The 14,005-nt window shown below is 58.2% G+C and carries 11 protein-coding genes; 7 read left to right on the top strand and 4 right to left on the bottom strand.

Going from position 1 to position 14,005, the window contains the following annotated elements; genetic code table 11:
- Nucleotides 1-181 precede the first annotated feature (181 nt).
- A complete protein-coding gene (locus tag Q1L34_RS01240; protein WP_069476371.1) occupies nt 182-805 on the bottom strand; it encodes a glutathione S-transferase family protein in 624 nt (207 codons plus the stop codon).
- Between the two features lie 122 nt (nt 806-927).
- Between Q1L34_RS01240 and Q1L34_RS01235 the strand changes: the two genes are divergently transcribed.
- The 3 genes from Q1L34_RS01235 to Q1L34_RS01225 all read left to right on the top strand — a co-directional run bounded on the left by Q1L34_RS01235 (nt 928) and on the right by Q1L34_RS01225 (nt 4,585).
- Nucleotides 928-2,076: an iron-containing alcohol dehydrogenase gene (locus Q1L34_RS01235; RefSeq protein ID WP_004868693.1), complete on the top strand. Its 1,149-nt coding sequence runs from the start codon at nt 928-930 to the stop codon at nt 2,074-2,076.
- 248 nt (nt 2,077-2,324) lie between these two features.
- Entirely contained in the window at nt 2,325-3,977 is a 1,653-nt protein-coding gene (locus tag Q1L34_RS01230) for an alpha,alpha-trehalase (RefSeq protein ID WP_004868695.1), read from the top strand.
- Between the two features lie 68 nt (nt 3,978-4,045).
- Nucleotides 4,046-4,585: a GNAT family N-acetyltransferase gene (locus Q1L34_RS01225; RefSeq protein WP_004868697.1), complete on the top strand. Its 540-nt coding sequence runs from the start codon at nt 4,046-4,048 to the stop codon at nt 4,583-4,585.
- Nucleotides 4,586-4,627: 42 nt separating this feature from the next.
- On the opposite strand, the gene Q1L34_RS01220 is transcribed toward Q1L34_RS01225, so the two are convergent.
- Nucleotides 4,628-5,386 (bottom strand): SDR family NAD(P)-dependent oxidoreductase, encoded by a 759-nt coding sequence (locus tag Q1L34_RS01220; RefSeq protein WP_004868698.1) that lies wholly within the window; start codon nt 5,384-5,386, stop codon nt 4,628-4,630.
- Between the two features lie 119 nt (nt 5,387-5,505).
- Here Q1L34_RS01220 and Q1L34_RS01215 point away from each other — a divergent pair, with 119 nt between their 5' ends.
- The 3 genes from Q1L34_RS01215 (at nt 5,506) to Q1L34_RS01205 (ending at nt 9,150) form a co-directional block, all read left to right on the top strand.
- A complete protein-coding gene (locus Q1L34_RS01215; protein ID WP_327204337.1) occupies nt 5,506-6,405 on the top strand; it encodes a LysR family transcriptional regulator in 900 nt (299 codons plus the stop codon).
- 120 nt (nt 6,406-6,525) lie between these two features.
- A complete protein-coding gene (yhjD, locus tag Q1L34_RS01210) occupies nt 6,526-7,557 on the top strand; it encodes an inner membrane protein YhjD (protein WP_004868703.1) in 1,032 nt (343 codons plus the stop codon).
- A gap of 270 nt (nt 7,558-7,827) precedes the next feature.
- A complete protein-coding gene (locus tag Q1L34_RS01205) occupies nt 7,828-9,150 on the top strand; it encodes an MFS transporter (RefSeq protein ID WP_004868705.1) in 1,323 nt (440 codons plus the stop codon).
- 47 nt (nt 9,151-9,197) lie between these two features.
- Here the strand turns inward: Q1L34_RS01205 and Q1L34_RS01200 are convergent, their stop codons facing one another.
- A complete protein-coding gene (locus Q1L34_RS01200; protein ID WP_327204336.1) occupies nt 9,198-11,249 on the bottom strand; it encodes an AsmA family protein in 2,052 nt (683 codons plus the stop codon).
- Nucleotides 11,250-11,443: 194 nt separating this feature from the next.
- On the opposite strand from Q1L34_RS01200, the gene kdgK reads away from it, so the two are divergent.
- Nucleotides 11,444-12,373, top strand: coding sequence for a 2-dehydro-3-deoxygluconokinase (gene kdgK, locus Q1L34_RS01195; RefSeq protein WP_015585562.1), 930 nt, complete (start codon nt 11,444-11,446; stop codon nt 12,371-12,373).
- Between the two features lie 52 nt (nt 12,374-12,425).
- Here the strand turns inward: kdgK and Q1L34_RS01190 are convergent, their stop codons facing one another.
- Entirely contained in the window at nt 12,426-13,919 is a 1,494-nt protein-coding gene (locus Q1L34_RS01190; protein ID WP_004868711.1) for a M16 family metallopeptidase, read from the bottom strand.
- Between the last annotated feature and the right edge of the window lie 86 nt (nt 13,920-14,005).

Here is a 14,005-nt window from a genome sequence, read left to right as displayed (position 1 = left end):
GCAGTGACGCCAATAGCACAGGGCTCAACTGCCTGTTCAAACCATACCTTCCTGCCGTGCTGAAACCAATGAGGGGAATTAAAGACGCCGGGATCGTAGCGACTGTCAACGATCATTGCAAAGCGAACAGGCTGAAATGATCGGCGCAATGATGCCAGCCTGGCCGTCTTTTCCTGTGTCCTCAGGCGGTACCATTATTGCCATGGCGCATAAACGCCGGTCGCTGATTAAGCGTCATATACCAGCGCTCTACCGCCGGCAGCTCCGGATGGGCAAAAGGCGTCATTTTCCAGCGGTGTACCGACAGACCCAGTACGATGTCCGCCAGCGTAAACTGAGGGCCGGCGATCCATCCGCCGGTGCGCTGCAGCTGTGATTCCACGATCTGCACGCAGCGGGTCCAGGCCGCAATGCTCTCCTTTATCGCCACCGGATCCTGAAAACGCGGGTCTTTACGCACCAGCCCCATAAAGGCATAGCGCCAGGCATTGTTAAACTCCGTGGCCTGCCAGTCCATCCAGCGCTCGACATCCGCTGCGCCCTGAGGCGTAACCGGTAGCAAATCCTCACGCCCGGTTTTGCGCGTCAAATAGCGACAGATGCTGTTTGACTCCCACAGCACAAAATCATCATCAAGCAGCACCGGCACCAGGCCATTTGGGTTCAGGGCGCGAAATTCGGCGGTATCGACCGGCTGGAAACCGCTGCCGTAATCCTCCTGCTGATAAGTCAGACCGACTTCATCGCAGGTCCATAGCACTTTACGAACGTTAATTGATGAGCGTTTGCCCAGTATTTTTAGCATCGTGACATCCTTAAGCAAAGGAACGTGACTTCCACCCTACTCTATCCGGCGACAAAGAGGCAGCCTGCCGGATAATGTGTATAGTTGATTTCAGCCTTTTTTGCTGACACAGGGAACCCGCCATGCTGACTCCGTTTACTGTTTTCACTCCGGGCAATATTCGTTTTGGCCGAGGTCTTGCCGGGAGCGCTGCCCCCTGGCTGGCCCAGCGTACCGCGAAGGTGCTGCTGGTCCACGGCGCCAGCCCGCAGCGGGCCGGTTTTTTACTCGCCGGGCTGCACGCCCATCATCTTGACGTGACTACGCTATCCGTTGCCCATGAGCCCTGCCTGGAAGATATCGAACAGGGAGTGCATCTGGCGCGGGAACACGGCATCGGGGCGGTGGTCAGCCTCGGCGGCGGCGCGGTTATCGACGCTGGAAAAGCGATTGCCGCGCTGGTGCCGGCCTCGGGTCCGGTGATGGAATATCTGGAAGTCGTGGGCAACGGGCGGCTATTAGAAGGGCCTCCGCTGCCGTTTGTCGCTATCCCGACTACCGCCGGTACCGGCGCTGAGGTCACGAAAAATGCGGTGATTAACGTCACGCAGCAGCAGCGAAAAGTCAGCTTGCGCGACGATCGTATGCTGCCGGACCTGGCCATCGTCGACCCGGCGCTGACCGATAACGCCCCGCGCGCGGTAACGCTCGGCTCCGGCCTTGACGCGATTACCCAGCTCATTGAGCCCTGGCTTTGTACCCGCGCCAATCCTTTTAGCGATGCACTTTGCCTGGCTGCTATTCCGCGCGGAATCAAAGCGCTCCGCACGTTGATGGAAAAAGAGTGCCCGGACAGCCGCGATGAGATGGCCTGGGTTAGCCTGTGCGGCGGACTGGCGCTGGCCAATGCCGGTCTTGGCGTCATTCATGGACTTGCCGGCCCGCTGGGGGGACTGAGCAATGCTTCCCACGGCGCACTCTGCGGCAGCCTGCTGCCTTACGGCCTGGCGCTCAATGAGTCGCAGATCAGCAACAGGGCTATCCGCGGGCGCTTTGACCAGGTCCGCCAGTGGCTGGCCGACGGGCTGGACGTCGAGCCGGAGACCGCCTGGGATAGCCTGCGCGAATGGAGCCGCGGCGCCGGACTGGGGAATCTACGCGAACTGGGCGTACCGCACGAGGCCCTGGAGTCTGCGGCGCTGGCAGCCAGCAGCTCCTCATCAATGAAAGCGAATCCGGTGCAGCTGGATAGCGAGCAGTTGCTGGAGATGCTGGAAGCGGCGTGGGAGTGAGGTCAGGTCTTATCCGGCATAATTAGATTTTGTTGCAAATCGATTGCTCCGAATTTCCGTTTTCAACTCGTGGAAATTTAATTTAAAAAATCAATAAATTAACAACATCCCTGCGTCAGTACATCGCTAAAAATCGTGACCTGACGCACAGTTTTCTTCCGGACACCGAAGCGAATGACTAAGCTTAATAGTCAGGCCGGGAGAGGCCCGGCGCCCTGAACTGACGCGAACCGGAGGTCCGTATCACTATGTCCAGCCAGACACTACGCAACGATAATGGCGATGAACCGAAGATCGGGCGCGATCTGTGCTATGAAGCCGATCCGTATGAGTTAAAACTGGATGAAATGTTCGATGCCGAACCGGAGCCGGAGATCATCGAAGGCCTGCCGGCCTCTGATGCCCTGACGCCCGCCGACCGCTATCTGGAACTCTTTACGCATGTGCAGAAATCACGCATCTTTGCCGACAGCAAAACCTTCCCCGACTGCGCGCCAAAGCAAGACCCGCTGGATATCTTGATCCACTATCGGCGGGTGAAGCACCAGCCTGGATTCGACCTGCGCCAGTTTGTTGAAGAGCACTTCTGGATGCCGGACAACCGCACTGACGACTACGTGTCAGATCCCCGGCGATCGCTGAAAGAGCATATCGATCACCTCTGGCCGGTTCTCACCCGCGAGCCGCAGGATCATATTCCCTGGTCATCGCTGCTGGCGCTGCCGCAGTCGTATATCGTGCCCGGCGGGCGCTTTAGCGAAACCTACTACTGGGACTCCTACTTTACTATGCTGGGGCTGGCGGAAAGTGGCCGCGAAGACCTGCTGAAATGTATGGCGGATAACTTCGCGTGGATGATTGAGACCTACGGCCATATTCCTAACGGTAACCGCACCTACTATCTCAGCCGCTCGCAGCCGCCGGTGTTTGCCCTGATGGTAGAGCTGTTTGAAGAGGATGGCGTGCGCGGTGCGCGGCGCTACCTCGATCATCTGAAGCTGGAGTACCAGTTCTGGATGGACGGCGCGGATTCATTAATTCCCAATCAGGCCTATCGCCACACGGTACGTATGCCGGACGGGTCGTTACTCAATCGCTACTGGGACGACCGCGATACGCCGCGGGATGAATCGTGGCGGGAAGATGTGGAAACGGCAAGACACTCGGGCCGCCCGGCCAACGAAGTCTACCGGGACCTGCGCGCCGGTGCGGCCTCCGGCTGGGACTATTCCAGCCGCTGGCTGCGTGATATCACCCGGCTGGCGAGCATCCGTACCACCCAGTTTATTCCGATCGATTTAAACGCCTTTTTATTCAAACTGGAAAACACCATCGCCAATCTTTCCGGCCTGAAAGGCGACCGGGAAACGGAAGCGGCTTTTCGCCAGAAGGCCAGCGATCGCCGGTCAGCGGTAAACCGCTATTTATGGGATGAAGAGGGCGGTTGTTTTCGTGATTACGACTGGCGACGCGAACAGCAGGCGCTCTTCTCCGCCGCCAGCATCGTAGCGCTGTATGTCGGCATGGCCACGCACCAACAGGCAGAACGGCTCGCCGATGCGGTACGCGCTCGTCTGCTGACCCCCGGCGGCATCATGGCCACCGAATATGACAGCGGCGAACAATGGGATAAGCCCAACGGCTGGGCGCCGCTACAGTGGATGGCGATCCAGGGCTTTAAACTGTACGGCCAGGACCCGCTCGGCGACGAAATTGCCCACAGCTGGCTGCAAACGGTGAACCATTTCTACAAGCAGCACCATAAGCTGATTGAGAAGTACCACATCGCCGGCGGTGTTGCCCACGAAGGCGGTGGCGGTGAATACCCGTTACAGGATGGCTTCGGCTGGACCAACGGCGTGGTGCGCCGGCTGATAGGGCTGTACGGCGAACCCTTATAACCAGGTGCTGTTCCGACAATTCATGTCCTGCTATGGTCATAGCATCTCATTCCGCAGGAATTGTTTTCATGACCGAATTGCTTACGCCACGGCTGCACTGTTCACAGCTGAAGCAGGAGGACTGGTCTTTTTTTCTCGCTCTGCAGAGAGATCCGCAGGTGATGCTTTATATAGCCGATTCACGTCCGCTGTCTGAAATACGCGAGGCCTTCGATTCGCGTATTTCACCGTGGTCGCCAGGGGCAAAACAGTGGCTGTGCCTGGTCGTGCGCGACAGGGAAACCCGCATACCGCTGGGTCTGACCGGCTACCTGCACCATGAAGGCGGCTGCGCCGAAGTGGGCTTTTTATTTACCCCGGCCGCGCAGGGGCGCGGCTATGGTTATGAGTCCCTGCGTGCGCTCTGTGATTTTGCCTTCAGCGCCGGAGGCGTACGTCGGCTGACCGCCACGGTCACCGCCGGAAATATAGCCTCGCGAAATCTGCTGCAGAAAACCGGTTTCCTGCAGGAGGGTGAGCTGCGCGAATGCTACTGGCTGAACGGACGCTGGCATAATGACTGGCTGTTTGGCCTGCTGCGTCGCGATTATCACACGCTGAAGATATAAGCTGAACGCGGCGCCTCTCCGCAGACGGAGAGGCGATTACGATTACAGGAACATGCCGCCGGAAACTTCCACGCGCTGCGCGTTCATCCATCTAAGGTCATCGCTCAACAATGCCGCGATCGCATCGCCGATGTCATCTGGCAGCCCTACCCGACCCAGCGCCGTTTGCGCCGCAATATGCTGATTAACCTGAGCATTATCCCGTACCACCCCACCACCAAAATCGGTTTCTATCGCTCCTGGCGCGATAATATTAACGGAAATCCCGCGCCCTCCCAGCTCCTTGGCCTGGTAGCGCGTCAGCACCTCCATCGCCCCTTTCATCGCCGCATAGGCGGCATAGCCCGGCAGCGCGAAGCGGGCCAGCCCGCTCGACACGTTGAGGATACGTCCCTTATCCGCCAGCAGCGGCAGCAGGCGCTGGGTCAGGAAGAACGGTCCTTTAAACTGGATATTCATCAGCTCATCAAATTGTGCTTCGCTGGTCTCTGCAAAGGGGACGTTTAAACCGATCCCGGCATTGTTTAATAAATAATCAAAGGTATCGCGCTGCCAGCGCTGTTGCAGCAGCTGAGCCACATTCTGAGCGAAAGTGTCAAAGCTCGCCGTATCACCGACGTTCAATGCCAATGCCGCGGCTTTCACCCCTTTTTGCTCAATTTCATCCACGACGTCCTGGGCAGCCTGCGGGTTGCTATGCCAGGTGAGAATAATATCGGTTCCCTTCTCTGCCAGCTTCAGCGCTGCATTTTTTCCCAGTCCACGGCTGCCGCCGGTCACTAAAGCGATACGTTGTGTCATCAGAAAACCCCTTCTCAGTTGCGTTTGTCTGGTGAAAGAGCTTATTAGCTGCCAGCGAAACAATAAATGCGCTAAATTACGTTTTACTGTTCCAGTATTAACAACAATAGGGTTTCGGTATGGATAAAATTCACGCAATGCAGCTGTTCATCCGCGTCGCTGAGCTGGAGAGTTTTTCCCGCGCCGCCGAAACCTTAAGCCTGCCTAAAGGGAGCGTCTCGCGCCAGATTCAGGCGCTGGAAAACCATCTGGGGGTGCGCCTGCTGCACCGCACCACGCGCCGGGTTCAGCTCACCCAGGACGGGATGGTCTATTACGAACGCGCCAGAGATCTGCTCAGCAATCTCGATGAGCTGGACGGCATGTTTCAGCACGATCCGGCCACCATCAGCGGCCGCCTGCGGGTGGATATGCCGGTCGGGCTGGCCAGGAAACTGATCATTCCGCGCCTGCCGGCTTTTTTACAGCAGTACCCGGGGATTGAACTGGAGCTGAGCAGTAGCGACCGGCTGGTGGATGTGATTCGCGAGGGATTTGACTGCGTGGTGCGCGTCGGCACGCTGAAAGACTCCGGCCTGATCGCCCGTCCGCTGGGTAAGCTGACGCAAATTAACTGTGCCAGCCCGCAGTATTTATCACGCTTCGGCTACCCGACCACGCTCGACGATCTGGCCGGTCATGCCCTGATCCACTATGCCAGCGCCCCCGGCGCCCGCCCGTTGGGGTTTGAGGTGATGAGCGATGGCGTCGTCCAGTGGGTGAAAACCGGCGGCACGCTTACCGTCAACAGTACGGAAACTTATCAGGCCGCCTGCCTGGCCGGACTGGGGATTATCCAGGTTCCACGTACCGGCGTCCGCGAAGCGCTGCGCACCGGCGAGCTGATTGACATCCTGCCGCAGTATCGCGCGGAACCGCTGCCGGTATCGTTAATCTATCCGCACCGACGCAACCTTTCCCGCCGGGTACATCTGTTTATGGAGTGGCTGGGGAGCGTGATGAAAGAGTACGTCGATTAGGCGACGCCGCCCTTTATCCGCCGGGTCCCAGGTTGTCGTGCGGACGCTTCACAGGTCGATGAAGGATTTTACGTATATAATTTTGAAGAATCTCGCTGTAAATAAAGGAAGAAATCACTCATGACATCGGAAAACGACGCGAAACGCCCGACCCAGGATCCGGGCCAGCCGCCGGAAAAAAGTAAAAGCCCGCTGGCCGCCATCAACGACTCTGCCGTGGCGCAGAAGGCGAATCAGGCGTTAAAAACCGTCACCGGAACAGCAGAAAAAGTTCAGAGAAACCCGATTATTGCGCACCTGCTGCGCGCAACCGAACGTTTTAACGACAGAATGGGAAACCAGTTCGGCGCCGCCATCACCTACTTCTCATTTCTGTCGATGATCCCGATTCTGATGGTCTCCTTCGCCGCCGCCGGTTTTGTGCTGGCCTGGCACCCGACGCTGCTGCAGGATATTTTCGATAAAATCCTGCTGAATGTCAGCGACCCCACGCTGGCCGCCACGCTGAAAAACACCATTAATACCGCCATCCAGCAACGCACCGCCGTTGGCCTGGTCGGTCTGCTGGTCGCGCTCTATTCCGGTATTAACTGGATGGGCAACCTGCGGGAGGCGATTCGCGCCCAGTCGCGCGACGTCTGGGAGCGAGCGCCGCAGGACCAGGAAAAGATCTGGATGAAATACTTCCGCGATTTTATCTCGTTGATCGGCCTGCTGGTGGCGCTGGTGGTGACGTTATCGATAACCTCCGTCGCCGGTTCCGCGCAGCAGATGATCATCTCCGCGCTCTATCTCGATAATATTGAGTGGTTAAAACCGGCCTGGCGGCTGATCGGCCTTGCTATCTCCATCTTCGCCAACTATTTGCTGTTTTTCTGGATCTTCTGGCGTCTGCCGCGCCACCGCCCGCGGCGCAAGGCGCTGATTCGCGGCACCCTGATTGCGGCTATCGGTTTTGAAATCATAAAAATGATCATGACCTGGACGCTGCCCGCGCTGGTGAAATCGCCTTCCGGCGCCGCCTTTGGCTCCGTATTAGGCCTGATGGCCTTCTTCTATTTCTTCGCCCGCCTGACGCTGTTCTGTGCGGCGTGGATCGCCACGGCCGACTACAAAGATGACCGTCGGATGCCGGGCAAAGCCCACGATTGACGCCGTTTCGGGCTGAAGAGAGGTACAAAATTCAGCCCGAATCATCATTTCAGCAGATAAATCCAACGTGTAACTTTTATTTAACTCAAAACTGGTTTTATCTACTATTGTTTTATTTATGTGAAGCATTTCATAGAAGTTATTTTTCCGGCACACAAATTATCCGCTTTTTGGCCATTTTTTCACCGACAGCGCCCTCTGTTACAGATTGAAATGTCCCTTTTGCTGTGGCTATATGACCTTTCGTTCGCTAAAAAATAAGAAAGATCTATGCAAGCCACAGCCACCACACTCGACAAGCCGCAGGAAACCGCTCCGGTTAACTCGCGCAATAAAGTCGTCGTCGCCTCCCTCATCGGCACCGCCATTGAGTTCTTCGACTTTTATATCTATGCCACCGCCGCGGTGATCGTCTTCCCGCATATTTTCTTCCCGCAAGGTGACCCGGCCGCAGCTACGCTACAGTCGCTGGCGACGTTTGCCATTGCCTTTATCGCCCGTCCGATTGGCTCTGCGCTATTTGGCCACTTCGGCGATCGCGTTGGCCGTAAGGTCACGCTGGTCGCTTCGCTGCTGACCATGGGGATCTCCACGGTGGTTATCGGCCTGCTGCCCGGCTACGAGAGCATTGGTATTCTTGCACCGATGCTGCTGGCGCTGGCGCGCTTCGGCCAGGGTCTGGGACTGGGCGGCGAATGGGGCGGTGCGGCGCTGCTGGCGACTGAAAACGCCCCTCCGCGCAAACGCGCGCTGTACGGCTCTTTCCCGCAGCTCGGTGCGCCTATCGGCTTCTTCTTCGCCAACGGCACCTTCCTGCTGCTCTCCTGGCTGCTGACCGACCAGCAGTTTATGGCATGGGGCTGGCGCGTACCGTTTATCTTCTCCGCTGTGCTGGTGATTATCGGGCTGTATGTGCGTGTGTCGCTGCACGAGACGCCGGTGTTCGCCAAAATCGCCGCCGCGAAGAAACAGGTTAAAATTCCGCTGGGAACTCTGCTGACCAGGCATGTGCGCGTCACCGTTCTGGGCACCTTTATCATGCTGGCGACCTATACCCTGTTCTATATCATGACCGTCTACTCCATGACGTTCAGTACCGGCGCCGCGCCGGTGGGTCTCGGCCTGCCGCGGAACGAAGTGCTGTGGATGCTGATGATGGCGGTGATTGGCTTCGGCGTGATGGTGCCGGTGGCGGGCCTGCTGGCCGACGCGTTTGGTCGTCGTAAGAGCATGATCGTGATTACCTCGATGATCATCCTCTTCGCGCTGTTTGCTTTCAAACCACTGCTGGGCTCCGGTCAGCCGGTGCTCGTCTTTGCCTTCCTGCTGTTGGGCCTGAGCCTGATGGGGCTGACCTTCGGCCCGATGGGGGCGCTGCTGCCGGAGCTGTTTCCGACGGAAGTTCGCTACACCGGCGCCTCGTTCTCGTATAACGTTTCGTCGATTCTCGGCGCCTCCGTCGCACCGTATATTGCCGCCTGGCTACAGGGCAACTATGGTCTGATGGCGGTCGGCCTCTACCTCGCGGCCATGGCCGGGCTGACGCTGATTGCGCTGCTGTTGACCCACGAAACGCGCCATCAGTCGCTGTAATCCCTTACTGCCCGGCGCGCCGCGCCGGGCACGCGTCCTCCGTCCGCTTACTTTTTCATCTGCGATAAAATCGCCCGGCACTGATTGGCATCCCCTTCCGCAGGCGATACCAGCGCCAGCAGGGCCGCCGCCGGCGTGACTAATGTCGCCAGCGCCGCCGCTACCGCGCCGCGCGCAATCAACGGCCCCGCCTTCACCCCGGCATTCGGCGATTGAAAGGTCCCGCGCACGTACAGCGGAGAACGTAGGGTAATAATACGCAGCCCCTTACTCTCCGGATCAATGGTCAGATCGAGCTGTTCCGAAGCAAAGCTGGCGGTACCGGTCACGTTAATCAGCGCATTTTCGGTATCAAAGGCAAAAATCTGCGGCCGCGCCACGCCGTTAGTTACATTGATGTTTGCCGCCGCGCAGTTCACCCGGACCTCATCATCACCAAATATCTGCCCGATAACGTAGTTACCCACGTTCAGGCCGAGGATTTCCATCAGGTTGCGGCTAATCAGACCGTCGTTCATCAGCAGCTTGAGATTCCCGTTGCTGTTGCCCAACAGCGCCGCCACCGAATTACCGCTCCCGCGTAGCTGTACGTCGCCATTCATCTCCCCGAGCGTCTTCTGCATCATCTCGACTTTCGGCATCAGGGCCTTCAGCTTCAGACGCCGCGCCTGCAGGTTGGCTTCCCCCTGCAGCGGTTTCTTATTGCCCTGCAGATGGAGGCTGCCGGCAATGGTGCCGTTCGCCAGACCAAAGCGCAGCGGCTGCAGACGCAGGTCACCTCGTTGCAGGATCACATGGGTAGAAAGGTCGCTAATCGGCAAGCTGCCGCCGTGCTCAATTCGCCCGCCTTTAAAGCGCACATCGGCGTCCATCAGCTGCCATTTATCGGTGTCAAAGCGATCGTAGGGCAGCACTTTCCCGGCAGGCTGCGCTGAGGCCGTGCCTTTACGTTGCTCGCCTCCGGCGGCTTTTGTGCTCGCATTCACGCCAATGAGCGGGCCGAGATCCGCCAGCCGTAGCTGTCGTGAAGCAACATCGCCCTCCAGCTTCGGCCGCGGTTTGCCGGTGCTGTAGGTCAAGGAACCGTGGATATCACTCTCGCCAATCCGCCCGTTAAAATCACGATAGGCGAAACGTGCGCCTTGCGGATCCTGAAAAGTGGCCCGCAGATGACCGTCGGTCGAGAAGGCCGGCGTATCCGGGAGCACGACGCCGGTCAGGTCGTACAGGTCCCGCAGCGACGCCCCGGAGAACTTCAGGCGCAGATCCACGCCCCCGAGATTGAGGGGATCGCTGACCGTGCCGCTAAAGGCGACCCGGGTATTTCCGGAGCGAAAGTCCCCCTGCAGCGGGAACGGCTCCCCCTCGCTGCGCAGCGCCAGCATGCCGCCGATTTTACCGCTGCCCTGCAGCGGCTGCCCGTTATAGGTCCCCTTCGCCTGCAGACCAAAAATATAGTCTCCGGCTTTTTCCGCCCCCTCTTTGCCCTTCTCGCCGCTCACCTCGCTGAAGGGCAGCGGCTTGCCGAGGGGATCGACCAGGATCGTGATATCCGCGCGCGTCACCTTGTCATCAATGGCGATCCGTCCGCGATCGAACAGAATATTATCCAGGCGGAAAGACCAGCCGGAAGAGGCGGAGTGCTCGGTAGACGCGGCGTCGGAGGCCAGCGTAAAGGTCCAGTTATTATTTTTTTCCGACAGCCGAATCAGGCGGGCATCGGGCTGTTCCAGCTTAATCCACGGCAGATAAACGGTTCTGGCAAGCAGCGCCAGCGGCGCCAGGGTGGCTTCAACTCGCGGCAGATGCACCATAGTGACCTGAGGGATCGCCGGCGGGTTGCCGAGAACAATATCTTCGGCATGGACGTGCGGCCAGGGGATCCAGCGCCGCCAGCCGCGCTCGCCAGGCTGGCGCTCCCAGACAACGCCGAGGTCGCCGCGAATCGCAAACGGACGATTCAGCTCGGCTGAGACCTTCTGGTTGATCGTCGGTTTCAGGCGATTCCAGTCAAAGGTCGCCAGCACGATGAAAAACAGAACGATCGCTACGAGTATCGTTCCCGAGATAATGGCAATCGTTTTACGGGTTCTGGTCATCCCCTCTCCGCTCCTTTTGCGTCTCGTCAGTCCTGAATATAGTTGAAAAGCACATCTTTCTCTGACAAATGCGCTTTTCGTCACATTCCACGCGTCAGGTCAAAAAAATAATGGAACATTGTTTTAATATAATTGACCATAAAAACGGCGCGGCGCACACTGGCGCGCATTCGATTCCATCTCAGGTCATGATTATGTCTAAAAAAATTGCCGTCATTGGCGAATGTATGATTGAGCTGTCAGAGAAAAACGCGGCGGTAAACCGCGGATTTGGCGGCGATACCTTAAACACTTCCGTCTATATTGCGCGCCAGACCGATGCCAGCGCACTTGCCGTCCACTACGTTACCGCGCTCGGTACGGATGGATTCAGTCAGCAGATGCTGGACGCCTGGCAGCAGGAGAATGTCCACACCAACCTGATTCAGCGTATGGCCGACCGCTTACCCGGGCTGTACTACATCGAAACCGACGATACCGGCGAGCGCACCTTTTATTACTGGCGTAACGAGGCGGCGGCAAAATTCTGGCTGGAGAGCGGGCAGGCAGCCGCAATCTGCGAAGAGCTGGCCACCTTTGACTATCTCTATCTCAGCGGAATCAGCCTGGCCATCCTCAGCCCGACCAGCCGCGACAAGCTGCTGACGCTGCTGCGCGAATGCCGCGCTAACGGCGGGAAGGTCATTTTTGATAATAACTACCGCCCGCGCCTGTGGGGCAGCCAGGAAGAGACTCGCGAGGTCTATCAACAAATGCTGGCCTGCACCGATATCGCCTTCCTGACGCTGGATGACGAAGATGCGCTGTGGGGTGAAAAGCCGGTCGATGAAGTGATTGCCCGTACTCATGCCGCAGGCGTGCAAGAGGTGGTGGTGAAGCGCGGCGCGGATTCATGCCTGGTGGCGATCGCCGGCCAGCCGCTGCTGGACGTACCGGCCGTGAAACTGGCAAAAGAGTGCGTAGTGGATACCACCGCGGCAGGCGATTCGTTTAGCGCCGGCTATCTGGCGGTGCGTCTGACCGGCGGTGATGCGGAGTCTGCCGCCAGACGCGGCCACCTGACGGCCAGCACGGTCATTCAGTATCGTGGGGCGATTATCCCGCGCGACGCGATGCCGCAGTAATCCCGGAAAGAGCGTTACGCTTCAGCCCGGGAACTCCCGGGCTGTGGCTGCATTACTGCGCTGAGGGGATATCCGAGGCATCGTTATGCACGTCAGCCGCGCCGCCGCTGGTTGCCGCAGCCGGGGCTGGCATCATCAGCCTTTCCCATGTCGCCTTCAGATCCTTCATATTGTATTCCGGCTCACCCTGCGGTTGCTGCAGTACCAGCGCCATATCCTGCGACAGCTGCTGGCGCAGATACTGGTTCAGCATATCCACGGTCAGAGAGTCCAGAAACTCCTGACGCAGCTTCTGATACTGCTCCGGCGCGATGTCCACCACCTGGTTTTGCAACGAACGGATACGCTGGCTAATCAGAATATCGGTATCGGTGCGCGCGTAGGTGGCGAACAGCTTTTGCAGCTCCAGATTTTTCTGCGCAATCAGCGCATCAAACTCTTCTTCCGGCAAGCCGTTATCGCGTACCTTCGCCAGTTCGCGGGAGACGGCGGTCAGGTTTGCGTTGAGTTTGTTGCCCGGTGATTCAATATTAATGGCGCACTGAGCACGCTGATACAGCACCCGGCAGTCAAAGCCGAGGTTAACGTCTTTCGCGTTGCTCCTGCTCAGGCTCTGTTGCACATGCCAGAACAGCGCTTCACGCGCCAGATCGTCACGCCAGTAGCGCTGCAGAGCCACCGAGTCGCGAATCGGCTGCCACGGGGAATCCCACATGATCGACAGCTTATCCTGACGCACCGTCCTGGTCATGATGCTCACCGGTGTCGTCGGGAGCGGCGCCAGCGTCGGCACCGCCGCCGGCGTTTCGCGTTTGCCCTTCAGCTCGCCAAAGGTCTTGTTGATCTGCTCCGCCACGCTGCGGCTATCGACGTTCCCCACCACGATCAGCGTCATGGCATCCGGGGTATACCATTTCTGATAGAACGCCTTCAGCTGGGCAATATCGACCGGTTTTTTCAGCGGGGCGCCTGGATCATGTCCCAGCATCGTGGAACCTTTCAGGCGATAGCGCCACCAGCCATCTTTCGTGTCCAGCGGCCAGGTCGCCACCATGTCATCTCCCTGCAGGGCATGATTCACCGACTCTGGCGTCACGACCAGCTTTCCGCTGGCATCCGACAGCCAGCTCAACGCCTCTTTCAGCAGATCGTTGCGGTTATTCGGCAGGCTGAGATTAAACATGGTGTAGTTATACGAGACAAGCGCGGGCGGCATCGGACGATTGGGGTCAATGCTTTGCTGCCATAGCGAACGCGCCTGCATTGTCGGCAGACTGCCGCTCTGCGTCAGCGCCAGACGAGGAATAAAGTGGCTAAAGCCGCTCTGCTGAGTGCTTTCGCTCAGCGAGCCAATATTTACGAACAGACGGACTTCAATACGATCGCTAGGGCGCTGCGGCGTGGCTAAAACCTGCCACTGAAGTCCATTAGCGAGAGTCCCCTGTTGCCAGGCCGGGTCCGGCTGGAGCGCTTCTGCTTGCACATAACCGGCTGCTGCCATCATCAGCAAACCACCCGTTAACAGTCGAATTTTTGTGCCCTGCATGTGAACCCCTGATGAACATTCCTGGTTACAAAAGCAACCCGCGCACGGGCTGCCAAAAAATATGGTGAACGAAGTACGTCGGTTAG

Source organism: Klebsiella ornithinolytica, from assembly GCF_030505655.1.
Taxonomy (GTDB): Bacteria; Pseudomonadota; Gammaproteobacteria; order Enterobacterales; family Enterobacteriaceae; genus Klebsiella; species Klebsiella ornithinolytica.
Note: the sequence above shows the minus strand (reverse complement) of the source record. Positions and strands in the feature narration are given on the sequence as shown.

Excerpts from the sequence above, each read along its gene's own strand:
- Q1L34_RS01240 (WP_069476371.1), bottom strand. The coding sequence starts at position 805 with ATGCTAAAAATACTGGGCAAACGCTCATCAATTAACGTTCGTAAAGTG.
- Q1L34_RS01235 (WP_004868693.1), top strand. The coding sequence starts at position 928 with ATGCTGACTCCGTTTACTGTTTTCACTCCGGGCAATATTCGTTTTGGC.
- Q1L34_RS01230 (WP_004868695.1), top strand. The coding sequence starts at position 2,325 with ATGTCCAGCCAGACACTACGCAACGATAATGGCGATGAACCGAAGATC.
- Q1L34_RS01225 (WP_004868697.1), top strand. The coding sequence starts at position 4,046 with ATGACCGAATTGCTTACGCCACGGCTGCACTGTTCACAGCTGAAGCAG.
- Q1L34_RS01220 (WP_004868698.1), bottom strand. The coding sequence starts at position 5,386 with ATGACACAACGTATCGCTTTAGTGACCGGCGGCAGCCGTGGACTGGGA.
- Q1L34_RS01215 (WP_327204337.1), top strand. The coding sequence starts at position 5,506 with ATGGATAAAATTCACGCAATGCAGCTGTTCATCCGCGTCGCTGAGCTG.
- yhjD (WP_004868703.1), top strand. The coding sequence starts at position 6,526 with ATGACATCGGAAAACGACGCGAAACGCCCGACCCAGGATCCGGGCCAG.
- Q1L34_RS01205 (WP_004868705.1), top strand. The coding sequence starts at position 7,828 with ATGCAAGCCACAGCCACCACACTCGACAAGCCGCAGGAAACCGCTCCG.
- Q1L34_RS01200 (WP_327204336.1), bottom strand. The coding sequence starts at position 11,249 with ATGACCAGAACCCGTAAAACGATTGCCATTATCTCGGGAACGATACTC.
- kdgK (WP_015585562.1), top strand. The coding sequence starts at position 11,444 with ATGTCTAAAAAAATTGCCGTCATTGGCGAATGTATGATTGAGCTGTCA.
- Q1L34_RS01190 (WP_004868711.1), bottom strand. The coding sequence starts at position 13,919 with ATGCAGGGCACAAAAATTCGACTGTTAACGGGTGGTTTGCTGATGATG.